General features: G+C 73.1%; 21 protein-coding genes. 8 read left to right on the forward strand and 13 right to left on the reverse strand.

What is annotated here, in order from left to right:
* Positions 1-184 precede the first annotated feature (184 nt).
* Together B4U46_RS04855 and B4U46_RS04860 are read left to right on the forward strand one after the other, a co-directional pair.
* Positions 185-1549, forward strand: a complete 1365-nt coding sequence (locus tag B4U46_RS04855; protein WP_079424369.1) for a dipeptidase — start codon at positions 185-187, stop codon at positions 1547-1549.
* A 114-nt stretch (positions 1550-1663) separates the two neighbouring features.
* Entirely contained in the window at positions 1664-2359 is a 696-nt protein-coding gene (locus B4U46_RS04860) for an MBL fold metallo-hydrolase (protein WP_079431570.1), read from the forward strand.
* A 341-nt stretch (positions 2360-2700) separates the two neighbouring features.
* On the opposite strand, the gene B4U46_RS04865 is transcribed toward B4U46_RS04860, so the two are convergent.
* Entirely contained in the window at positions 2701-3732 is a 1032-nt protein-coding gene (locus tag B4U46_RS04865; protein WP_079424371.1) for an NUDIX hydrolase, read from the reverse strand.
* A gap of 194 nt (positions 3733-3926) precedes the next feature.
* Here B4U46_RS04865 and B4U46_RS04870 point away from each other — a divergent pair, with 194 nt between their 5' ends.
* Positions 3927-4916: a LacI family DNA-binding transcriptional regulator gene (locus tag B4U46_RS04870; protein ID WP_237293277.1), complete on the forward strand. Its 990-nt coding sequence runs from the start codon at positions 3927-3929 to the stop codon at positions 4914-4916.
* Here B4U46_RS04870 and B4U46_RS04875 read toward each other — a convergent pair.
* Positions 4906-5100, reverse strand: coding sequence for a hypothetical protein (locus B4U46_RS04875; protein ID WP_079424375.1), 195 nt, complete (start codon positions 5098-5100; stop codon positions 4906-4908). The genes B4U46_RS04870 and B4U46_RS04875 overlap by 11 nt on opposite strands.
* A gap of 147 nt (positions 5101-5247) precedes the next feature.
* Here B4U46_RS04875 and B4U46_RS04880 point away from each other — a divergent pair, with 147 nt between their 5' ends.
* The gene (locus B4U46_RS04880; RefSeq protein ID WP_079424377.1) at positions 5248-7272 is read left to right on the forward strand and encodes a WD40 repeat domain-containing protein; all 2025 of its coding nucleotides are present in this window, start codon (positions 5248-5250) and stop codon (positions 7270-7272) included.
* Positions 7273-7301: 29 nt separating this feature from the next.
* On the opposite strand, the gene B4U46_RS04885 is transcribed toward B4U46_RS04880, so the two are convergent.
* The 5 genes from B4U46_RS04885 to B4U46_RS04905 form a co-directional block, all read right to left on the reverse strand.
* Positions 7302-8600 carry a DUF6986 family protein gene (locus tag B4U46_RS04885; RefSeq protein ID WP_079424379.1) on the reverse strand — a complete coding sequence of 433 codons (1299 nt, stop codon included), beginning with the start codon at positions 8598-8600 and terminating at the stop codon, positions 7302-7304.
* A gap of 170 nt (positions 8601-8770) precedes the next feature.
* A complete protein-coding gene (locus B4U46_RS04890) occupies positions 8771-9745 on the reverse strand; it encodes an electron transfer flavoprotein subunit alpha/FixB family protein (protein ID WP_079424380.1) in 975 nt (324 codons plus the stop codon).
* 56 nt (positions 9746-9801) lie between these two features.
* A complete protein-coding gene (locus B4U46_RS04895; protein WP_079424382.1) occupies positions 9802-10587 on the reverse strand; it encodes an electron transfer flavoprotein subunit beta/FixA family protein in 786 nt (261 codons plus the stop codon).
* A 214-nt stretch (positions 10588-10801) separates the two neighbouring features.
* Positions 10802-11350, reverse strand: coding sequence for a flavin reductase family protein (locus tag B4U46_RS04900; RefSeq protein ID WP_237292636.1), 549 nt, complete (start codon positions 11348-11350; stop codon positions 10802-10804).
* A 243-nt stretch (positions 11351-11593) separates the two neighbouring features.
* Positions 11594-11941 carry a thioredoxin family protein gene (locus B4U46_RS04905; RefSeq protein WP_079424384.1) on the reverse strand — a complete coding sequence of 116 codons (348 nt, stop codon included), beginning with the start codon at positions 11939-11941 and terminating at the stop codon, positions 11594-11596.
* A gap of 239 nt (positions 11942-12180) precedes the next feature.
* Here B4U46_RS04905 and B4U46_RS04910 point away from each other — a divergent pair, with 239 nt between their 5' ends.
* Positions 12181-12903 (forward strand): lysophospholipid acyltransferase family protein, encoded by a 723-nt coding sequence (locus B4U46_RS04910; RefSeq protein ID WP_079424385.1) that lies wholly within the window; start codon positions 12181-12183, stop codon positions 12901-12903.
* A gap of 4 nt (positions 12904-12907) precedes the next feature.
* Here B4U46_RS04910 and B4U46_RS04915 read toward each other — a convergent pair whose 3' ends face one another.
* On the reverse strand, positions 12908-13522 hold the full coding sequence (locus B4U46_RS04915) for a CGNR zinc finger domain-containing protein (protein WP_079424387.1): 615 nt from the start codon (positions 13520-13522) through the stop codon (positions 12908-12910).
* An 82-nt stretch (positions 13523-13604) separates the two neighbouring features.
* On the opposite strand from B4U46_RS04915, the gene B4U46_RS04920 reads away from it, so the two are divergent.
* Positions 13605-14873 carry an MFS transporter gene (locus B4U46_RS04920; protein WP_079424389.1) on the forward strand — a complete coding sequence of 423 codons (1269 nt, stop codon included), beginning with the start codon at positions 13605-13607 and terminating at the stop codon, positions 14871-14873.
* Here the strand turns inward: B4U46_RS04920 and B4U46_RS04925 are convergent.
* The 5 genes from B4U46_RS04925 to B4U46_RS04945 form a co-directional block, all read right to left on the reverse strand.
* Positions 14809-15453 (reverse strand): transglutaminase-like domain-containing protein, encoded by a 645-nt coding sequence (locus B4U46_RS04925; RefSeq protein ID WP_079424391.1) that lies wholly within the window; start codon positions 15451-15453, stop codon positions 14809-14811. The genes B4U46_RS04920 and B4U46_RS04925 overlap by 65 nt on opposite strands.
* 86 nt (positions 15454-15539) lie before the next feature.
* Positions 15540-16634, reverse strand: coding sequence for a threonine aldolase family protein (locus B4U46_RS04930; protein WP_079424392.1), 1095 nt, complete (start codon positions 16632-16634; stop codon positions 15540-15542).
* Complete coding sequence (locus B4U46_RS04935; RefSeq protein WP_079424394.1) at positions 16613-17368, reverse strand: SDR family oxidoreductase; 756 nt, start codon at positions 17366-17368, stop codon at positions 16613-16615. The genes B4U46_RS04930 and B4U46_RS04935 overlap by 22 nt, the downstream gene beginning before the upstream one ends.
* Before the next feature lie 26 nt (positions 17369-17394).
* On the reverse strand, positions 17395-18801 hold the full coding sequence (locus B4U46_RS04940) for a DUF6421 family protein (RefSeq protein WP_079424396.1): 1407 nt from the start codon (positions 18799-18801) through the stop codon (positions 17395-17397).
* Between the two features lie 173 nt (positions 18802-18974).
* Positions 18975-20117 carry an LLM class flavin-dependent oxidoreductase gene (locus tag B4U46_RS04945; protein ID WP_079424398.1) on the reverse strand — a complete coding sequence of 381 codons (1143 nt, stop codon included), beginning with the start codon at positions 20115-20117 and terminating at the stop codon, positions 18975-18977.
* 49 nt (positions 20118-20166) lie between these two features.
* Between B4U46_RS04945 and B4U46_RS04950 the strand changes: the two genes are divergently transcribed.
* Together B4U46_RS04950 and B4U46_RS04955 are read left to right on the forward strand one after the other, a co-directional pair.
* Positions 20167-20805, forward strand: a complete 639-nt coding sequence (locus B4U46_RS04950) for a PadR family transcriptional regulator (RefSeq protein ID WP_237292638.1) — start codon at positions 20167-20169, stop codon at positions 20803-20805.
* Between the two features lie 190 nt (positions 20806-20995).
* Positions 20996-21688 (forward strand): glycerophosphodiester phosphodiesterase, encoded by a 693-nt coding sequence (locus tag B4U46_RS04955; protein ID WP_079424401.1) that lies wholly within the window; start codon positions 20996-20998, stop codon positions 21686-21688.
* Positions 21689-21723: the final 35 nt, after the last annotated feature.

Consider the following 21723-nt stretch of genomic DNA (forward strand, 5'->3'; position numbering starts at 1 on the left):
GGATCCGCCGTCAATGCTGTCGTCGCTGGTCACGATGGGCTGCTGCTCCTGATCACACGTTGCTCCGATGCCGGGAAGATCCTACGGCGCGCATCCCGCTCGTCCTGCTGTGCGAGGATCGAGCGGACCCCGCCGTACCACGGCGTACACACCGCACAACGTCGCACCCACGAGGAGCGTGCCCATGTCGCAGAATCCGATCGCCGAGACCGTCGCCTCGCTGATGCCCCGCGCCAAGGCGGAGCTGACCGAGCTGGTGGCGTTCCAGTCGGTCGCGGACTGGGCGCAGTTCCCCAAGAGCGAGAGCGAGGGCGCCGCGAACTGGGTGGCCGACGCCCTGCGCGCCGAGGGCTTCCAGGACGTGGCCCTCCTCGACACCCCCGACGGCACCCAGTCGGTGTACGGCTTCCTGCCCGGCCCCGAGGGCGCCCCGACCGTCCTGCTGTACGCGCACTACGACGTGCAGCCGCCGCTCGACGACGCCGCCTGGATCTCCCCGGCCTTCGAGCTGACCGAGCGCGACGGCCGCTGGTACGGGCGCGGCGCGGCCGACTGCAAGGGCGGCTTCATCATGCACCTGCTGGCCCTGCGCGCGCTGAAGGCGAACGGCGGCGTACCGGTCTCCGTGAAGGTGATCGTGGAGGGCTCGGAGGAGCAGGGCACCGGCGGCCTCCAGCAGTACGCCGAGGCCCACCCCGAGCTGCTGACCGCCGACACGATCGTGATCGGCGACGCGGGCAACTTCCGCCTGGGCCTGCCGACGGTGACGGCCACCCTGCGCGGCATGACGCTGATCAAGGTCAAGATCGACACCCTGGGCGGGAACCTGCACTCCGGGATGTTCGGCGGCGTCGCCCCCGACGCCCTGGCCGCCCTGATCCGCCTGCTGGACTCGCTGCGCTCCGAGGACGGCTCGACGACGGTGGACGGCCTGGCCTCCGACGCGGTGTGGGAGGGCCTGCAGTACCCCGAGGCGGACTTCCGCGCCGACGCGAAGGTGCTGGACGGGGTCGAGCTGATCGGTGAGGGCACCATCGCGGACCGGCTGTGGGCCCGTCCGGCCGTCACCGTGCTCGGCATCGACTGCCCGCCGGTGGTCGGCGCGACCCCCTCGGTCCACGCGAGCGCCGGCGCGCTGATCAGCCTGCGCGTGCCGCCGGGCGTGGACACCGCCGAGGCCATCAAGCTGCTGGAGGCGCACCTGATCGCGCACACCCCGTGGAAGGCGAAGCTGGAGCTGGAGGTCGTCGGCCAGGGCCAGCCGTTCCAGGCGGACACCTCCAGCCCGGCGTACGCGTCGATGGCCGCCGCCCTGCGCGAGGCCTACGACGGCCAGGAGATGCAGATCAGCGGCATGGGCGGATCGATCCCGCTGTGCAACACCCTCACCTCCCTCTACCCGCGGGCCGAGATGCTGCTGATCGGCCTGAGCGAGCCGGAGGCGCAGATCCACGCGGTCAACGAGAGCGTCTCCCCGCAGGAGCTGGAGCGGCTGTCGGTGGCCGAGGCGCTGTTCCTCGTCAACTACGCGGAGTCCAAGCGCGCCTGACGCCAAGCCCGTTGACGGACGCCCGGGGCGCGCTGCGCCCTGGGCGTACTCTGCTACCGGCGAAGTCACGTGCGCAGGACCGGTCATGGCGCATACGTTCGCCCCATGGACAACTTGGATCTTGTCGAAGTACTCCCCGGCCGGCTGCACATGCTGCGTTTCCCCATCGGGCAGGCCTACCTCTGGCAGGACCGGGGCGGGGAGGCCCTGACCCTCATCGACTCCGGCCCGGCCGGGGCGGCCGACGCGATCGAGGGGGCGATACGTTCCCTCGGGCTCGCGCCGGAGCGGCTGGAGCGGATCGTGCTGACCCACTGCCACCGCGATCACGTCGGCTCCGCCGGTGAACTCGCCGCCCGCCGGGGCGCGGAGGTGCTGGCGCACCGGCTGGACGCGCCGGTGGTACGGGGCGAACTGCCGGTGCCGGAGCCGGTGCTGCTGGACTGGGAGATCCCGTTCTACGAGCACGGCATGACGGTCCCGGAGGCCCCGCCGACCCGGGTCGACCGGGAGCTGGAGGACGGCGAGGTACTGCCCTTCGGCGGCGGCGCGGTGGTGGTCCACTCCCCCGGGCACACCCCGGGCAGCATCGGCGTCCACCTCCCGGAACACGGGGTGCTGTTCACCGGGGACTGCGTGGCGGGCGTGGGCCAGGTGATGCTGGGCGTCTTCAACACCGACCGCGCCGAGGCCATCGCCTCCTTCCGCCGCCTGGCCGCCCTGTCCCCGTCGGTGGCCTGCTTCGGGCACGGCGACCCGCGTACGCAGGACACGGCGCGGGAACTGAAGGAGGCGGCGGAGGCCGCCTGACCCCGGCCCCGCCGCCCGCAGCGGCCCCCTGCCCGCCCTCCCCCGTTCCCGGGGGCTCCGCCCCGGCCCCCGGCACCGGACGCTCCGCGCGCGGTGCGCCCGGACTCCCCTGGCGGCAACGGGGCGGAGGGAGGGCGGTGCGAGGAGGCGGCCCCAGCGGCAGCCGGCCCGGCCCGCCCGGCATGGCCAAGAGCCGCCCCCGCCCGGCCCTCCCGGCAGGCCTACGGCGTGGGCCGCCCCGCCCCGCAGGGCTACAGCGTGGGCCAGCCCGGCCCGCCCCGCAGGACTACGGCGTGGGCCGCCCCGCCCGGCAGGGCTAAGGCCCGGCCCGCCCCGCAGGGCTACGGCGTGGGCCGGCCCGCCTCCAGGTACAGGGCCCGCCCCCGCTCACGTGCCCGCAGCGCCCACCGCAGCCGCTCGTACCGCTGCACCGGCAGCATGTCCGCGGCCTCCGCCTCCGTGACGAACCGCCAGGCCCTCAGCTCCGGCCCCGGCAGCCGCAGCCGCCCGGCCTCCGCCTCCGACAGCCGGCCCCCGTCGAACAGCAGCCGCAGCCCCCCGTAGGCCGGGGACCGGGGCGCCTCCCAGTCGACCACCAGCAGCTCCGGCACCCGGTCCAGCGCCAGGGACAGCTCCTCCGCGACCTCCCGTACGCCCGCCCGCGCCGGCGCCTCCCCCGGCTCGACGACCCCGCCCGGGAACTCCCAGCCCGGCTTGTACGTCGGATCCACCAGGAGCACCCGGTCCCGGTCGTCGAAGAGCAGGACCCCCGCCGCCACCGTCTCCCGCGTCGGCTCCGGGGTCTGCACGATGTCGCAGACCGCCGCCGTGTCCGTGGTCACGGCCTCGGCGATCCGCTGCGCCGTCTCCCGCGCGGTCAGGCGCCCGTTGTCGATGACGTGCGCGTCGGCGGAAAGCCAGCCCAGCGCCTGCCGGTACTCGGGAAGCCGGTCGCAGGCCCCCTGCCGGGCCCGCTCCTGCCCCTCCCCCACTCCCTTCCCGCGCCGGGCGATCCGCTCACGCAGGATCGTTTCCGCCGGGGCCAGCAGCACGTGCCGCACGGGGATCCGGCGGGCCGCGAGCGCGCCGAAGATCTCGTCCCGGTGCTCCTGCCGCAGCAGCGTCATCGGCACGACCAGCACCCCGCCCACCTCCGCCAGCAACGCCGCCGCCGCGTCGACGACGAGCCGCCGCCAGCTCGGCAGGTCCTGGTGGTCGTCGACCTCCGCGAGGCGTTTTCCCGGCAGGAGGCGGCACAGCGCCTCCCCGATGAGCTCCGGGTCGTACAGGGTGCTGTCCGGCAGCAGTGCGACCAGTTCGCGGGCCGTACTGGTCTTCCCGGCGCCGACAGCACCGTTGATCCAGACAATCACGTCTACCCCTCTCCCATTGGCTCGCCTCCGAAGCCCCCAGTGGCTTGCCCTCCTCACCCTGCCACGGAAACCCGCTCTCCGGCCGAGTGCATATCCTCGGGGTCAGAGCGCCCCGCCGCCCCGCCTCCGGAGGTCTTCCCGCCGTGCCGCAGAACCGCCCCCCGTCCGAACCCCGTTACGGCACCCGGCCGACCATGAAGGACGTGGCGGCCCGGGCGGGCGTCGGCCTGAAGACGGTGTCCCGGGTCGTCAACGGCGAGCCGGGGGTGACCCCGGACACCGAACGGCGGGTCCAGGACGCCATCGACGCCCTCGGCTTCCGGCGCAACGACAGCGCCCGCGTCCTGCGCAAGGGCCGGACCGCCACCGTCGGCCTGGTCCTGGAGGACCTGGCCGATCCCTTCTACGGTCCCCTCAACCGGGCCGTCGAGGAGGTGGCGCGCACCCACGGCGCCCTGCTGATCAACGGCTCCAGTGCCGAAGATCCGGACCGGGAACGGGAGTTGGCGCTCGCACTGTGCGCCCGCCGGGTGGACGGCCTGATCGTGATCCCGGCCGGCGACGACCACCGCTACCTGGAGCCGGAGATCCGGGCCGGGGTGGCCACGGTGTTCGTGGACCGCCCGGCGGGCGGGATCGAGGCGGACGTGGTGATGTCGGACAGCTTCGGCGGCGCCCGGGACGGGGTGGCCCACCTGATCGCCGCCGGGCACCGGCGGATCGGCTTCATCGGGGACCACCCCCGCATCCACACCGCCACGGAACGCCTGCGCGGCTACCGCGAGGCGATGGCGGGTGCGGGCCTGCCGGTGTCCGGATCCTGGGTCTCCCTCGGCTCGACGGCCCCGGAACGGGTGGCGGCGGCGGCCGGGGCGATGCTGTCGGGCCCGGAGCCGGTGACGGCCGTCTTCGCCGGCAACAACCGGGTCACCGTCACCGTCGTACGGGTCCTCGCGGCCCTCCCCCGGCCCGTGGCGCTGGTCGGCTTCGACGACTTCGAACTGGCCGACCTGCTGCGCCCCGGGGTCACGGTGATCGCCCAGGACCCGGCGGCCCTGGGCCGGGTGGCCACGGACCGCCTCTTCCAACGCCTGTCGGGCACCGCCCTCCCCCCGACCCGCACCGTCCTGCCGACCCGCCTGATCCCCCGCGGCTCGGGCGAACTCCCCCCGTTCACCGGATGACCCCCCGCAACCCGGGCACGGCCCCGCAGGCGGCGGTGAGTCCGGCGAGAACGGCCAGAGCGGGCGGCATCCCGCCCAGGTAGCTCAGCCCGCCGGTGACGAGCCCGGCGAACAGGGCGCAGAGGAGCACGACGGCGGCGTGCAGGGTCAGGAAGGGTGGATCTGTGTCCGGGGGTGTGGTCATGCCCCGATTCCACCGCCCCGCACGCCGGCACGCCGCCCCCACCGGACGATCCCGGACCGCCTCCGGACACCGCCGGACACCGGTGCTGACCGGCACTGTCCGGGATCGTCCGGCGACGCGCGCAGCCCGGCCGTAACCTGTGCGGTGATGGACAGCGTGCGTGCATTCAGCGAAGAACTGGAGTCGTTCGCGGCGGACTTGCGGCGGCTGCGGCTCGACCGGGGCAACCGGTCGTACCGCGAACTCACCGCCCGTGCGGCGAAGTCCAAGACCGGGATCCGGCTTCCGGTGTCCACCCAGAGCGACGCTTTCCGCGGGGACGGCCTTCCGAGGCTGGACAGCCTGATGGGCCTGGTCCGGATCCTCCTCTCCTACGACGAGTTCGGCCAGGAGCGGCCCGTCCCGCCCCACAACTCCCCCGAGTTGGAGCACTGGCGCCGCCGCTGGCGCGACCTGGCCGCCCTGGCACCGCTGCGGCGCTCACCGGCACCCGCAGCGGTCGTGACGCAGGAGCGCGCACCCGTCCCCGCCTACAGGAGCAGGTTCACGCTGGCGCACGTGCTCACCACGCGGGCGGACAACAACTGGTGCGCGGCCTTCTCTCCCGACGGCCGGCTCCTCGCCGTGTCCGGATCACACGAGGACGAGGCAGTGGTCCAACTGTGGGATCCCGTCCGGGGAGTGGCCGTCGGTGAGCTCGCGGACAGACCCCTTGCCTTCTCGCTGGCGTTCTCCCCCGGCGGCCACCTCCTGGCCGTTGGAGACTGCGAGGGCGCGGTGACCTTGTGGGACACCGCGACCTTCGCACGGGTAGGAGCGCCCCTGCTCGGCCACGGCCGCTCCGTCGACGTGGTCGTCTTCGCGGCGGACGGCCGGACCCTGGTCACTGCCGACGACGAGATCGTCCACCGATGGGACATCACGACCGGAGAGCCTGCCGAATCACCTCTGTTCGGCGAGATCGAGGCGATGTTCTGCCGCCCCGATGGCAGCATCCTGGCCGCGCTCAGGACCAAGCACACACTGCGTCTGTGGGATCTCGCGAGCGCTGCGAGTGCCGGCAGACCTCTCATCGACAACATCGACGGACCCGTCGAGGCCACGTTCTCCCCTGACGGCGCCCTGTTGGCCACGACCTACGACCACGAGACCCTGCTGTGGTCCACCTCGACCAGCACCCTCGCGCGCAGGCTGCCCGAGGCAGCCGACAGTGGGGCCACCATGGCGTTCTCCCGGGACAGCCGCCTACTGGCCACCACGAGCGACCACGGCACCGTACGGCTCTGGGACCCTTCGACCGGGGCGCTCCTGGGCCCGCCCCTGGCGGAGTACAAGGGTCCGTTCGACCGGTTGGCCATGTCCCCCGACGGCCGCATGCTCGCTCTCTGCGGCGAGGCCGACACCCTCGTGGTGTACCGCGCGAAACCGGACGAGGAACCCCCGACTCCCCTGCCGCTGGCGGCACGGGCCCTCGACAGCGCCCTGCGCAAGCACCGGGCCGTGGCCCTGCCTCCCCTGGCGTCGGAAACCGGGGTTGCCCTGCGCCGGCTGGCGTTCTCGCCCGACGGCAGCCGTCTCCGGGTCCGCACCGAGGACGGCCTGATCCTCACCTGGGACCCGGCGGCGCGCGTCCGGCTGCCCGAAACCCTGGCCTCGCCATCGGGGCCGGACCTCTCCGCAGACGGCGTCCCGGCCAGGAGCGGGCTGGCCGCCGCGATCGGCGAGCGGGCGGCGCGGTGGGATCCGGCGGCCCCGGAAAGCGGCGGCCTGGAGCTGGAGGCCCACCTCAGCAGCGCCGGCGCCGTGGCCTTCTCCCCGGACGGCCGGCTGCTGGCGACCGGCGACGCCGGCGGACACATCGTGCTGTGGGACATGAGCACCCCCGAGGGCCCCGGCCGCCACCTCTCCGGGCACACCGGAGCAGTGTGCGACCTGGCGTTCTCCCCGCAGGGGCACCGGCTCGCCAGTGCGGGCTCGGACGGCACCGTGCAGCTCTGGGACACCGCCACGGGTGAGGCCGCCACCGACCTGCCGCTGACCGGACACACCGGTGCGGTCCGGGGTGTCGCCTTCGCCCCCGACGCGAGCCTGCTGGCCTCCGCCGGGGACGACGGCACCCTGCGCTGCTGGCTCCTGCCGGCCCCGCACACGCCGACGGCCCGCCCCCGGTGATCCGGGGGCGGGCCGTCGGCACGGGTGGGTCAGGCGGTTGCCGTCAGGGTGGCCGAGCGGCGGGGGATGGCGAAGGCGTCCAGTTCGGAGCGGGTCAGACCGGTCAGGGCGGTGACCTCCTCGGGGCCCACCGCGCCGCAGTCGAGGCCGCGGACCAGGTAGCCGGCCAGGGCCTTGGCGGTGGCGGGTTCGTCCATCACGTCGCCCTCGATCTTCGCCACGTACGCCTTCAGGCGCGCCGCCGCGGCCTCAAGGCCCTCGCGGTAGAAGGTGAAGACCGCCGCGTAGCGGGTCGGCAGGTGGGCCGGGTGCATGTCCCAGCCCTGGTAGTAGGCGCGGGCCAGGGCGCGGCGGGTCAGGCCGTAGTGGAGCCGCCAGGCCTCGTGGACCTGCTCGGTGGTGCCGACGGGCTTGACGTTCGTCGAGCCGTCGGAGACGCGTACGCCGGTGCCGGCGGCCGCGACCTGCATGATCGCCTTCGCGTGGTCGGCGGCGGGGTGGTCGCTGGCCTGGTAGGCGGCGGAGACGCCGACGCAGGCGCTGTAGTCGAAGGTGCCGTAGTGCAGGCCGGTGGCGCGGCCCTTGGCGGCCTCGATCATCCGGGCGACGGTGGCGGTGCCGTCGGAGGCCAGGATGGACTGGCTGGTCTCGATCTGGATCTCGAAGCCGATCCGGCCGGGGCGCAGGCCGCGGGTGGTCTCGAAGGCCTCCAGCAGCTTGACGAAGGCGCTGACCTGCTCGGCGTAGGTGACCTTGGGCAGGGTCAGGACAAGACCCTCGGGCAGGCCGCCGTGCTCAAGCAGGCCGGAGAGGAAGACGTCGGTGGTGCGGATGCCGCGGTCGCGGACGTTGGACTCCATGCACTTCATGCGGATGCCCATGTAGGGGGCGTTCATGCCGTTGGCGAAGGCCTCCGAGACGAGGCGGGCGGCGCGGGCCGCGGCCTGGTCCTCCTCCTCGTCGGAGCGGACGCCGAAGCCGTCCTCGAAGTCCACGCGGAGGTCCTCGATGGGCTCGGAGGCGAGCTTGGCGCGGACGCGGTCGTAGACCGGGACGGCCAGTTCGTCGGAGATGCCGAGCACCTTCGCGAAGGTGGCCGCGTCGGGGGCGTGCTCGTCCAGGGCCGCGAGGGCCTGGTCGCCCCAGGAGCGGATGGTGTCGGCGGCGAAGACGTCGCCGGGTACGTAGACCGTGTGGATCGGCTGGCGGGTGCCGGGGTCGCCCGGGTAGTGGCGCGCGAGTTCCGCGTCCACCGGCGCGAGGGAGGCGCTGATGCCCTCGCTGACCGCGCCTGCGAGGCTCGTCGCCACCTTCTCCTGCTGACCCATCGTGCACTCTCCTCTTTTCCGCTTCACGGAAGCCTAGATCCGCATAGCAGAATTTAGTCACGGGGTTCCGCTCAGTCAATGGTCCCTCCGCCGCCTGGGACGAACGACTCGGGGCCGTGCGGTGACAATCACCACACGGCCCCGGAGGCAGCGGAAACGGCAGGTCGGGATTAGCCCTTGCGCGCCTTGATCTCGCCCGTCAGCTGCGGGACGACCTCGAAGAGGTCGCCGACCACGCCGTAGTCGACCAGGTCGAAGATCGGGGCCTCGGCGTCCTTGTTGACGGCCACGATGGTCTTCGACGTCTGCATGCCGGCCCGGTGCTGGATCGCGCCGGAGATGCCGGCGGCGATGTACAGCTGCGGGGAGACCGACTTGCCGGTCTGGCCGACCTGGTTGGTGTGCGGGTACCAGCCGGCGTCGACGGCGGCGCGGGAGGCGCCGACCGCCGCACCGAGGGAGTCCGCCAGCTCCTCGATGAGGTGGAAGTTCTCCGCGCCGTTGACGCCGCGGCCGCCGGAGACGACGATCGCGGCCTCGGTCAGCTCCGGGCGGCCCGTGGACTCGCGCGGGGTGCGGGAGACGACCTTGGTACCGGTGGCCAGGGCGCCGAAGGTGACGGCGAGCGCCTCGACGGCACCGGCGGCCGGGGCGGCCTCGACCGGGGCCGAGTTCGGCTTCACGGTGATGACCGGGGTGCCCTTGGACACGCGGGACTTGGTGGTGAACGACGCGGCGAAGGCGGCCTGCGTCGCGACCGGACCCTCGTCACCGGCCTCCAGGTCGATGGCGTCGGTGATGATGCCGGAGCCGATGCGCACGGCGAGGCGCGCGGCGATCTCCTTGCCCTCGGCGGAGGACGGGACGAGCACGGCGGCCAGGGAGCCCCCGGCGGACGCCGCGTCGTAGGCGGCCTGCAGGGCGTCGACCTTGGGGACGACCAGGTAGTCGGCGAACTCCGGGGCGTCGGCGGTGAGGACCTTGACGGCACCGTGCTCGGCGAGCACGGCGGCGGTGGCCTCGGCACCGGCGCCCAGGGCGACGGCGACGGGCTCGCCGACGCGGCGGGCCAGCGTCAGCAGCTCGAGGGTGGGCTTGCGGACGGCACCGTCCACGTGGTCGACGTAGACGAGAACTTCAGCCATGGGACTGCTCTCCTGCTTTACGAGGTGTCTGGGGGCTACTGGTGAGGCCGGAGCCCCTAGATGAACTTCTGGCCGGCCAGGAACTCGGCCAGCTGCTTGCCGCCCTCGCCCTCGTCCTTGACGACGGTGCCGGCGGTGCGGGCCGGGCGCTGTGCCGCGGACTCGACCACGGTGTAGGCACCCTGGAGGCCCACCTCTTCGGCGTCCAGGTCCAGGTCGGACAGGTCCCAGGACTCCACCGGCTTCTTCTTGGCCGCCATGATGCCCTTGAAGGACGGGTAGCGGGCCTCGCCCGACTGGTCCGTCACGGAGACGAGCGCCGGGAGGGAGGCGACCAGCTGCTCGCTCGCGGAGTCGCCGTCGCGGCGGCCCGTGACGGTGCCGTCCTCGACCTTGACCTCGGAGAGCAGGGTGACCTGCGGGACGCCCAGGCGCTCGGCCAGGATCGCCGGGAGGACGCCCATGGTGCCGTCGGTCGAGGCCATGCCCGTGATGACCAGGTCGTAGCCGGCCTTCTCGACGGCCTTCGCCAGCACCAGCGAGGTGCCGATGACGTCGGTGCCGTGCAGGTCGTCGTCCTCGACGTGGATGGCCTTGTCGGCGCCCATCGACAGCGCCTTGCGCAGCGCGTCCTTGGCGTCCTCCGGGCCCACCGTCAGGACGGTGATCTCGGCGTCGTCGGCCTCGTCGGCGATCTGCAGCGCCTGCTCGACGGCGTACTCGTCGAGCTCCGACAGCAGACCGTCGACGTCGTCGCGGTCGACCGTCAGGTCATCGGCGAAGTGCCGGTCGCCGGTGGCGTCGGGCACGTACTTCACACAGACAACGATCCTCAGGCTCACGCCGGCTCTCCTACCGCATCGTCTTTTACTGATACCGCTACTGATACCGCCTTGTGGAGGCAGCATAGGCGCCTTCCGGCGCGGATCCCGGTCGGGGCGGGCCCCGCTCCGAAGGGAATGTTACTCGTCAGTACACAGTGGGTCTTCCCCGGTTGCAAGGCCACTGAACTGTGATCTGGCCAACGCCGCCCGAACCGGTCCCAGCAGGGACGATTCAGTCGCGCAGCGCGTTGAAGCGGCCCTGGTGGTACAGCAGGGGCCGGCCCTCGCCGGCGGGGTCCCCCGCCACGGCCTCCGCGATGATCACACGATGCTCCCCTGCGGGCACCCTCGCCACCACGCGGCACACCAGCCACGCCAGCACCCCGTCGAGCAGCGGCACGCCGTGCGGACCGGTCACCCAGTCGGTGCCCGGCCCGAAACGGTCCGCCCCGCTGCGCGCGAAGAGCCCGGCGAGCTCGCGCTGGTGCTCCCCGAGTATGTGGACGCCCAGGTGGTCGGTGTCCCGAACGGCCGGCCAGCTGGAGGACCCGGTGCCGATGGTGAACGAGAGCATCGGCGGGTCGGCGGAGACGGAGTTGAGCGAGGTCGCGGTGAAGCCGGCCGGGCGGCCCCCGCTCTGCGCCGTGATCACGGCGACCCCGGCGGCGTGCCGGCGGAAGACGGAGCGCAGCAGTTCGGGCGAACCTGGCAGCGGGTCGCGGCCGGGATCGCCGAAGGGGGCGGCGGTGAGGGGCGCGGGCGGGGCCGTCGGGGCCGTCATGGGGGGCCTTCCTTGTGCCGCGGGGGTCGCGGGAGGGCGTTCGGGGATCGGGGGTCGGGGGCGTTCAGCGATCCCAACAGCGCGCGCTCGCGCATCGGCCGAGGTCCACATGGACCCGCCCGTGGAGCAGGAGTTCGTACCGCATGCCGCCAGCCTGGCGATCTCCCGTGTACACAGTCAAGCCGCAGCGGGCAGATGTCAGGCGCGTCACGCTGCGTGCGGGCGCGCGTACCGGCGCGGGCCTCACACCGCCGCCCCCAGGGCGGCGATCACATCCGCCTTGCGCGGCATCCCGACGGCCCGCCGCACGATCCGGCCCGCGCCGTCCAGGACGAGCACGGTCGGGGTCTTCTCCACGCCCAGGGCGCGCACGAGCGCGAGGTTGCGTTCGGCGTCGATCTCGATGTGCTCGACCCCGTCGACCATGGCGGCGATCTCGGCGAGGATCCTGCGGGTGGCCCGGCAGGGCTGGCAGAAGGCGGTGGAGAACTGCACCAGGCTGGCCCGCCGCCCCGGCTCCCGGCCCAGCTCGGCGGCGCCGAGGCGGGCCGCTCCGGCCGCCGCCCCGGCGGCCTCCTCGTGTTCGGGCACGCCCGCTCCTGTCTACCCTGTCCCCATGTACGCACCACCCCGGCCGCGGCCGGGAGGCTCTCCCTGTCCGAGCGCCGCCGTCACGCCGCGCATTCCCCGCGTGACGAGGATCTCCCCGTCCGCGGCCGTCCGGACTGGCCAGCGCGCCGCGTTTCGGGCACGATCCCCATGGTCGCGTACCTACGCTTCCGTAACTTCCGGCCGGGAGCACCTCCCCAGGCAGAAAGCGGGGTCTCCCCATGGCTGAGCTCGTCTACCCCCCGGTGATCGGCGCCGCGCACATGCTGTTCCGCGCGCTGGACATCCGTATCGACATGAAGGGCACCGAGAACATCCCGCGCAAGGGCGGGGCGGTCCTGGTGTCGAACCACATCGGCTACCTCGACTTCATCTTCGCCGGTCTGACGGCGCGGCCGCAGAAGCGCCTCGTGCGCTTCATGGCCAAGGAGTCGGTCTTCCGGCACAAGGTGTCGGGTCCGCTGATGCGCGCGATGAAGCACATCCCGGTGGACCGGCAGCAGGGCGAGTCCGCCTACCAGCACGCGCTGGACTCGCTGCGCTCCGGCGAGATCATCGGCGTGTTCCCGGAGGCGACGATCTCCCAGTCGTTCACCCTCAAGAGCTTCAAGTCGGGCGCCGCGCGGATGGCGCAGGAGGCCGGGGTGCCGCTGATCCCGGTGGCGCTGTGGGGCACCCAGCGCCTGTGGACCAAGGGCCGCCCGAAGAACCTCAAGCGCAGCCACATCCCGGTGACCATGCGGGTCGGCGAGCCGATCGAGGCCCCCAAGGACCAGTACGCGGGGGCCATCACCCGCCGGCTGCGCGGGCGCGTGCAGGAGCTGCTGGAGGCGGCGCAGGCCGCCTACCCGGCCAAGCCGCAGGGCACCGAGGACTCCTGGTGGCTGCCGGCCCACCTCGGCGGGACCGCGCCCACGGCCGCACAGGTCAAGGAAGCGGGCTGACAGGTCAAGGAAGCGGGCCGGTCGCGGCCCCGGGCCCCCGCCCCGGCGCGGCCGCTTCGCGTCTGCGCCGCCGGTGGGCGGCGACCCGGCCGCGGGTGGCGCAGGTGGGCGTGCAGTAGCGGCGGGCGCTGCCGGGGCCGGTACCGAGGAAGAGCCGCCCGCAGCCCGGCGCGGCGCAGGCGCCCCAGGCGATGCGGCCGTACTCCGTGAGCAGCTGGGCCAGGGCGAGGGCGCCGGAGGCGAGGAGCCAGTCGCCCCAGCGGGCTCCGTCGCCCCGGTCCACGTGCAGGTGCCAGGGGTGGCCGTCGTGCCGGGTCAGCCGGGGCCGGGTGCCGCACTCCTCCAGCAGCCCGTTGAGGGCTTCGGCCATCCGGTCCTCGTCGGTCTCGGCGATGACGAGCGCCATCCGGCGGGCCGCGGCGCGCAGTTCCGCCGCTTCCGGCTCCCCGAAGGCCTCCGGGGCCAGGTCGGCCGGGTGCTCCCCGTGCCGGGCGAGCAGGGCGGCGAGCTCGTCGCGGGGCAGGGCGGGGTCCGCGCGGACCGCCTCGGCCAGCTCGATCAGGCGGCCTGCCGCCGAGAACCCCGCGGCTGCCGCACCCGTCGTGGGCGGATCCCCCATCGCGGACTCCTTTCCCCTTACATCCATCTGACGTAACGTCTTGGATGCACAACACGTTACCGAACGGGGAGGGGGTCCGCCGATGGGCGGGTTCGGGCGGTACCTTGCGGCGGCGCTGGCCGGGCGGTTCGCGTCCGAGGGAATGGGGATGGCGGTGGTGCTGCTCGCGCTGGAGCGGACGGGCAGCGCCGCGCACGGGGCGTTCGTGCTGACCGCCTGGATGGCCCCGCACGTACTGGCCGCGCCGCTGGCGGGGGCCGCCGCGGCGCGGGCTCGCAGGCCCCGCCTGTTCTACGCGGGCGCGCTGGCGGGGTTCACGGTCGCGGTGGCCGCGCTGGCGGCGCTGCTCGGGCGGGCCCCGATGGCGGTGGTGCTGGCGGTGGCGGTGCTGGGCGGGTCGTGCGGCCCGGTGGTGACGGGCGGGCTGTCGAGCCTGGTCGCGGGGCTGGTGCCGGAGGGGCCGCGGCGGGACCGGGCGTACGGCTGGGACGCCTCGACGTACAACGCGGCCGCGGTGACGGCCCCCGCGGTGGTCAGCCTGGCGGGGGCGGCGGTCTCGGCGGGGCCCGCGATGGGGGTGCTGGCGCTGTCGGCGGCACTGGCCGCCACCCTGGCCGCCTCCCTGCCGTACGGGAACGGAACCCCTCACGAGGCCCCGCACGAGGACCCGGGCGCGGGTACCCGGCCACAGGCGCCCCGCGCCGGGCTCGGGGCGGGGCTGGCCGCGCTGTGGCGGGTCCGGGACCTGCGGGCGATCACCTCGGCGACGACGCTGGCTTTCGTCGGCGTCGGGGCGCTGACGACCACCTCCGTGCTGCTGGCCCGCGCCCTGGGCAGCCCCGGCGCGGGCGGGGTGCTGATGACGGCCTTCGCCCTCGGCGCGCTGGCCGGGTCCCTCACACTGGGCCGGATGACCTCGGTGGCGCCGGGCCGGCTGGCCCGCTGGGCGATGGCGGGGACGGGTGCGGCGCTCGCGGTGGCGGCGTTCGCCCCGTCGGTCGCGCCGGCCGCGGCCGCGTTCGCGGCGGCGGGGGTGTGCGACGGGCCGCTGCTGACGGCCACGCTGCGGATCCGCTCGGAGCACGCGCCGGGCGCGGTGCGGGCGCAGGTGTTCACCCTGGGGGCCGGGCTGAAGGTGACGGCGGCTTCCACGGGGGCCGCCCTGGTGGGTCTGGCGGCCGCCGCACCGCCGTGGACGCTGCTGCTCGGGATCGCCGTGCTGCAACTCGCGGCCGCCGCGCTGCACCTGCTGGTGGCGGGGGGCGGGCGGAGGGCGCCGGTACCGGCTACAGGGAGGTCGGAAGGTTCCGCCACAGCGCCGGCCGGTCGGCGGACTCCTGGAGGGCCTTGAGCGCGGCGGGGTGCGGGGTGTCGTACAGCTCGGGGTAGTCGATCTCGCCGAGCTCCGGGCGTACGGGGAAGGCCAGTTGCTCCACGTCGAGGCTGAACCGGGCGTCGACGCCCGGCTTGTTGCCGCGCGGGTCGACCCGGGACCAGTCCTCCCGGCCGGGCAGCCTCAGGGCGACGAGGCCGTGGACGGCCAGGTCGAACCCCCCGGGGCAGGCCCCGGCCGCACTGGAGCAGCTGTCGCCGCACGCATGCGGGTCGCCGAGCAGCTGGTAGCACAGGCCCGCGGGGATGCCCTGGGCGCGCAGCAGGGCGACGAGGGCGTGGGACTTCGCGTAGCAGATGCCGTTGCGGGTGCTCAGGACGTCGGAGGCGCGCCAGGAGACCCGCAGGTCGCCGGAGTCGGCGGAGTGCGGGATGGTGTCGCGGACGAACTCGAAGGCCGCCTCGGCGTATGAATATGCATCGCCAGTGGAGGTCCAGAGGGCGTCTGCGGTCTCCTGTACCAGGGGATGCCAGTGGTCGATGGCCTCACTGGAGGCCAGATAGGCATGAATATCCGGGTTCTGTTGGATCAGTTGCATGATCCGCAGCTTAGGCATGCCACCGACCGCAGATCAATAGATTTGCGGTCGGTGGCATAGATATTCAGCTCTTTGCGGAGTGGCGCCTACCGGGCCAGCTCCTCCTTCAGGGCCTGGAGGAAGCCGTCGACGTCCTCCTCCTGCGTGTCGAAGCTGCACATCCAGCGGACGTCGCCGGCGGCCTCGTCCCAGAAGTAGAAGCGGTACCGCTCCTGGAGCCGGCGCGTGACGTCGTGCGGCAGCCGCGCGAACACCGCGTTCGCCTGCACCGGGTAGAGGATCTCCACCCCGTCGGTCTCGCGCACGCCCGCGGCGAGCCGCCGGGCCATCGCGTTGCCGTGGCGGGCGTTGCGCAGCCACAGGTCCTTGGCGAGGAGCGCTTCGAGCTGCACCGAGACGAAACGCATCTTGGAGGCCAGCTGCATGGACATCTTGCGGATGTGCTTCATCTGCCGGACCGCGTCCGGGTTGAGCACCACCACGGCCTCGCCGAACATCATGCCGTTCTTGGTGCCGCCGTACGACAGCACGTCCACCCCGACCGTGTTGGTGAAGGTGCGCATGGGAACGTCGAGCGAGGCCGCGGCGTTGGCTATCCGGGCGCCGTCGAGGTGCACCTTCATGCCCAGGGAGTGGGCGTGCTCGCAGATGGCCCTGATCTCGTCCGGGGTGTAGACGGTGCCGAGCTCGGTGTTCTGGGTGATCGAGACGACCTGGGGCATCGCCCGGTGCTCGTCCTCGAAGCCCCAGGCCTCCTGGTCGATCAGCTCGGGGGTGAGCTTCCCGTCCGGGGTGGGCACGGCCAGCAGCTTGATGCCGGCCATCCGCTCGGGCGCGCCGCCCTCGTCCACGTTGATGTGGGCGGTCTTGGCGCAGATCACCGCGCCCCACCGGTCGGTCATGGCCTGGAGGGCGACGACGTTGGCGCCCGTGCCGTTGAAGACCGGGAAGGCTTCGGCGTAGGGACCGAAGTGGCTGCGGAACACCTTCTGGAGGTGCTCGGTGTAGTCGTCCTCGCCGTAGGAGACCTGGTGGCCTTCGTTGGCGAGGGCGATGGCCGCGAGCACCTCCGGGTGGACCCCGGCGTAGTTGTCGCTGGCGAAACCGCGCACCGCCGGGTCGTGGTGGCGGCGGGCGTCGGTCTTGCCGTTGTCGGTTCTCACGGTTGCGGAGTGAGCCACAGACGCTGTCCGTTCACATCGGAGGCGGGCCGCTCCCAAACGCCGGCGATGGCCTCGGCCAGCTCCTTGACGTCGGTGAAGCCCGCGAACTTCGCATTGGGGCGCTCGGCGCGCATCGCGTCGTGCACCAGTGCCTTGATCACCAGGATCGCAGCCGCGGCGGCCGGACCCTCTTCGCCCCCGACCTTGCGGAAGGAGTCCGCCATGGCCAGGGTCCAGGCCTCGGCGGCCGCCTTGCCCGCGTTGTACGCGGCGTTGTTGGCGACCGGCTTGTGCGCGCCGGACTGGCTGATCAGGACGTAGCGGCCCTGGCCGCTGCGCACGAGGGCGTCGTGGAAGGCGAGCGAAGTGTGCTGGACGGTGCGGATCAGCAGCTTCTCCAGGAGTTCCCAGTCCGCGAGGTCCACGTCGGTGAAGGTCTTGCTGCCGCGCCAGCCGCCGACGAGGTGGACCAGGCCGTCGACGCGGCCGAACTCCTTCTCGGTGCGCTCGGCCCAGGCCTTGGTGGCCTCCAGGTCGAGCAGGTCGACGGTGTCGCCGATGACGGTGGCGCCGCCGTGGGCGTAGCGGGCCGCGTCCACCGACTCGGCCAGGCGCGCGGCGTCGGCGTCGGACGCCACGACGGTGGCGCCCGCCTCGGCAAGGCGGAGCAGGGCGGCGCGGCCGGCGGGGCCGCCGGCCCCGGCCACAGCTACCACCGCTCCCTGGAGCGGGCCGTTCCCGGAGCCGTTCATCTGTGCAGCCTCCTGAGGGCGAGTGCTCACGCGGCGGTCCGCGAGGCGTCGTCGGCGTTCTGGGGAGTGATGCCCTTCGTCGAGGCGATCACGCCCTTGAGCTTCTTGGCGAGGGCCTCGTAGAACATGCTGAGCGGAAACTCGTCCGGAAGCACGTCGTCCACGAGCTTGCGCGGGGGCTGCGTCAGGTCGAGGGCGTCGGGACCCTTGGCCCACTTGGAGCCCGGGTGCGGGGCCAGGTAGGTGGAGACCAGCTCGTAGGCCTTGAACCAGTGGACCAGCTTGGGGCGGTCGATGCCCGCGCGGTACAGGTCCTCGATCTCGGCGCAGAGCTGGTTGGTGACCTGCGGGGCCCGCATCCAGTCGATCTTCAGCTTGTTGTCCGTCCAGCGCACGACGTCGTGCTTGTGGAGGTAGGCGAAGAGCAGCTGGCCGCCGAGGCCGTCGTAGTTGCGGTTGCGGTCGCCGGAGACCGGGAAGCGGAACATCCGGTCGAAGAGGACGGCGTACTGCACGTCGCGGCCGTGCTCGTTGCCCTCGGACTCGAGCTTCACGGCCTCCTTGAAGGCGGTGAGGTCGCAGCGCAGCTCCTCCAGGCCGTACATCCAGAACGGCTGGCGCTGCTTGATCATGAAGGGGTCGAACGGCAGGTCGCCGTGGCTGTGGGTGCGGTCGTGGACCATGTCCCACAGGACGAAGGCCTTCTCGCAGCGCTCCTGGTCCTCGACCATGCGGGCGATGTCCTCGGGCAGCTCGATGCCCAGGATGTCCACGGCCGCGCCGGTGACCTTGCGGTAGCGGGCCGCCTCGCGGTCGCAGAAGATGCCGCCCCAGGTGAAGCGCTCGGGGGCCTCGCGGACGGCGATGGTCTCCGGGAAGAGCACCGCGGAGTGGGTGTCGTAACCCGGGGTGAAGTCCTCGAGGGTGATGCCGAGGAAGAGCGGGTTGTCGTACCGGGTGCGCTCCAGCTCGGAGAGCCATTCGGGCCACACCATCTTCAGGACGACGGCCTCGAAGTTGCGGTCCGGGTTGCCGTTCTGGGTGTACATCGGGAAGACGACGAGGTGCTGGAGGCCGTCCTCGCGCTGCGCGGCCGGGTGGAAGGCCAGCAGGGAGTCGAGGAAGTCCGGCACGCCGAAGCCCTCGGCGACCCACTTGCGCAGGTCGGCGACGAGCGCCTTGTGGTAGTCGGCGGCGTGCGGCAGCAGCGGGGACAGGACCTCGACCGCCGCGACGACGCGCTCGACGGCGGCCTCGACCTCGGCGCGGGCGGGAGCGCCCTCGGCGTCGAAGTCGATCGAACCGTCCTTGGCCTGCCAGGGGCGGATCTCCTCCACGGCGGCCTTGAGCTCGGGCCACGCCGGGTGGTCCACCACCCGCGCCCCGGCGGTTATCACGGCCCCGCCGATGCCCGGCACAAGAGTTTCCGTCATGTCACTTCCTCCACAGGAGAACCTCGCGTTAAGACAGCGTATGCATGCGAGGCTCCCCCACTCAAGAGGAAACTCGGGAAATTTTTCTGTAATACCCCCCACTCCACCGGAAGTCTTCCCGTTACTCACGGTGGAATCCACCACTCCGCCTAGTAACCGGCGTAGCGTTCGGGCTAATCGCCGGACCGGGGGTTCACCCCTGCCCGGAAGTGCGGGATGACCTTCTCGCCCCACTGGCGCAGGGTCTCCAGGCAGGCCTCCTGCGGCACGGTGCCCATCTGGACCAGGCACATCACCTCGTCCGCGCCGGCCTCCCGCAGCCGCTCCACGTACGCGATGGCCTCGTCCGCGCTCCCGTAGGCGTGGCCGGCGTTGAAGGTGGCCGTGGAGGCGGGCCGTACGGGGATGTCCTGCTCGTGGAGGCGGGCCACCACCTGCTCGGCGGCCCGGCGCAGCTCCGCCGCCTCGTCGGCGCCCGCCACCACGGCCTCGTCCGGGACGCCCGCGCCGCCGTACCAGTGCCCGATGGCCTGGGCGAAGAAGCGCTGCCCGCGGATGCCGATCCGGCGGGCCTCCCCCGGGTCGTCCAGCACGATGGTGGGGCAGAGCACGGAAAAGTGGTCGTTGACGACGCCGGACACGAAGCGGCTGCCGTCGCGCTCCGCGCGCGCCGTGTCGTAGACGGCCCGCATCCCCGCGATGGACTCCGGCCCGGCGAAGCCCATGACCAGGGCCCCGACGCCCAGCTCGGCGGCCTTCACCAGGGTCTCGGCGCGGCTGCACGCCAGGAACAGCGGCGGGTGCGGGGCCTGCGCGGGGCGCGGCAGGACCGGGTGGGGGCCGATGTCGATCAGCTCGCCGTGGTACTCCAGTTCCTCCTCCCGCCAGGCGCTGCCGATGATCCGCAGCGCCTCCTCCACCTCGGCCTCGGTCCGGTCGCGGTCGACCCCGCACAGGGAGGTCTCCTGGAGAGTGCCGCCGCGTCCGGCGCCGAGGTCCACCCGGCCGCCGGAGAGCAGGTCGAGCATGGCGGCGCGTTCCGCCACGCGCACCGGGTGGTTGAAGCCGAAGGGCATGCACACGACGCCGTGCCCGATGCGTATGGTGTTCGTCCTGGCCGCGACCCAGCTCAGGAAGACCTCGGGGGCGCTCATGTGGGCGTACCACTTCAGCGAGTGGTGCTCGACGGCCCAGATCCGGTCGAATCCCATGCGTTCGGCGAACACCGCCTGCTCGACGCAGTCGCGGATGACCTGGTGCTCCCGCTCCACGGTGGGGTCGGCCAGCTGAGCCTCGAAGATCACGGAGAATTTCACGATGCCTCCAGAGATGCGTCCCGTGCCCGGTCTTGCTTCGATTAGGAATATGACTAGTAGTCATATTGCGAAGAAGCAAGACCTTCCGCCGACCGCATGGGCGGTTCTCGGCCTGCTGTCCTTCCCCGGCGAACGCACCGGGTACGAGCTGAAGAAGTGGGCGGACTCCTCGCTGCGCTTCTTCTACTGGTCGCCCGCCATCAGCCAGATCTACGCCGAACTGCGGCGGCTGGAGGAACTCGGGTACGCCTCCTCCGCGCGCTCGGGGCCGGAAGAGGTCCGCGCCAAGCGCCGCTACGCCATCACGGACGCGGGCCGCGCGGCCCTGGCGGGCTGGGCCGCGGACACCGCCGAGGCGGGGCCTCCGGTGCTCAAGCACGGGCTGCTGCTGCGGATCTGGCTCGGGCACCTGTCGGAGCCGGAGCGGCTGCGCGCCATGGTGGCGGACCACCTGGAGCGCACCCGGGCCGAACTGGCGGCGGTGCGGGAGGCGATGGGGCACGCGGCGGACGTGCCGGAGTGGGCCTTCCCCGCCCTCACCCTGCGCTGGGCCGAACGCCGGCACCTGGCCGAACTCGAGCTGGGCGAGGCCCTGCTGGCGGACCTGGCGCAGGCGCGGCGGCGGGCCGGATCCCGCCCCGCGCAGGCGGAGCGTCAAGCCGGCGGGGACGCGCCCACCCCCGGGTGACGCGACGGGGCGGCCCGGGCCCGCCGCCGGTCCCACACCCCTGACGAGAAGCGGCCGGAAGGCTTCCGCACGCCCCTGCACGCCCGGTCCCAACGCGCGCGGTGCGCACTAGCATGCGTCCTCACCGGGCGCGGCCGGTCGGGACACCGCGACCGCGCCGGGAGCCGCCGTCGACGGAAGCGAGAGAACCTTGACTTTCCTCACCATCGGTCACCGCGGGGTCATGGGTGTGGAACCGGAGAACACCCTTCGGTCGTTCATCCGGGCGGAACGCTGCGGGATGGACGCCATCGCGCTGGACGTACGCCTCAGCAAGGACGGCGTCCTCGTCGTCCTGCACGACGCCGAGGTGGACCGCACCACGGACGGCGCGGGCGCCGTCGCCGACCTGACCCTCGCCGAGCTGCGCGAACTGGACGCCGGCCAGGGAGAACGGGTGCCGGTCCTGGAGGAGGTCCTGGACGCCGTCCGGGTCCCGCTCCAGGTGTCGGTGCAGGATCCGGCCGCCGCCGGGGCGCTCGTGGAACTGCTCCTGCGGGACGACCTGGCCGCCCGGGTGGAGGTGGCCTCGGGCGACGCGCAGGTGCTGGCCGAGGTCGCCCGGCGGGTCCCGGGGGTGCGGACGGCGCTGCGCGTGGAGCGGCCCGGGACCGACCCCGGCGAACTGGTGGGGCTCGCCCGGGCGGCGGGTGCGGCGGCCGTCGCGGTCGACGTCCGCCGGCTGAGCCTGGAGGCGGTGGAGGCGGCGCACGGGGCGGGGCTGCGGGTGACGGGCTGGACGGTCAACAGCCTGGACCTGCTGCGGCTCGCGCGGGCCCTCCAACTGGACGGCGCCGCCACGGACTTCCCGGAGGTCCGCAGCACGGGCCGGTTCACGGCCTGAGGTCCCCCCGGCGCCCCTTGAAGGCCGCGGCCGCT

Origin of the sequence: Streptomyces katrae (assembly GCF_002028425.1) — a bacterium.
Lineage (GTDB): Bacteria > Actinomycetota > Actinomycetes > Streptomycetales > Streptomycetaceae > Streptomyces > Streptomyces katrae_A.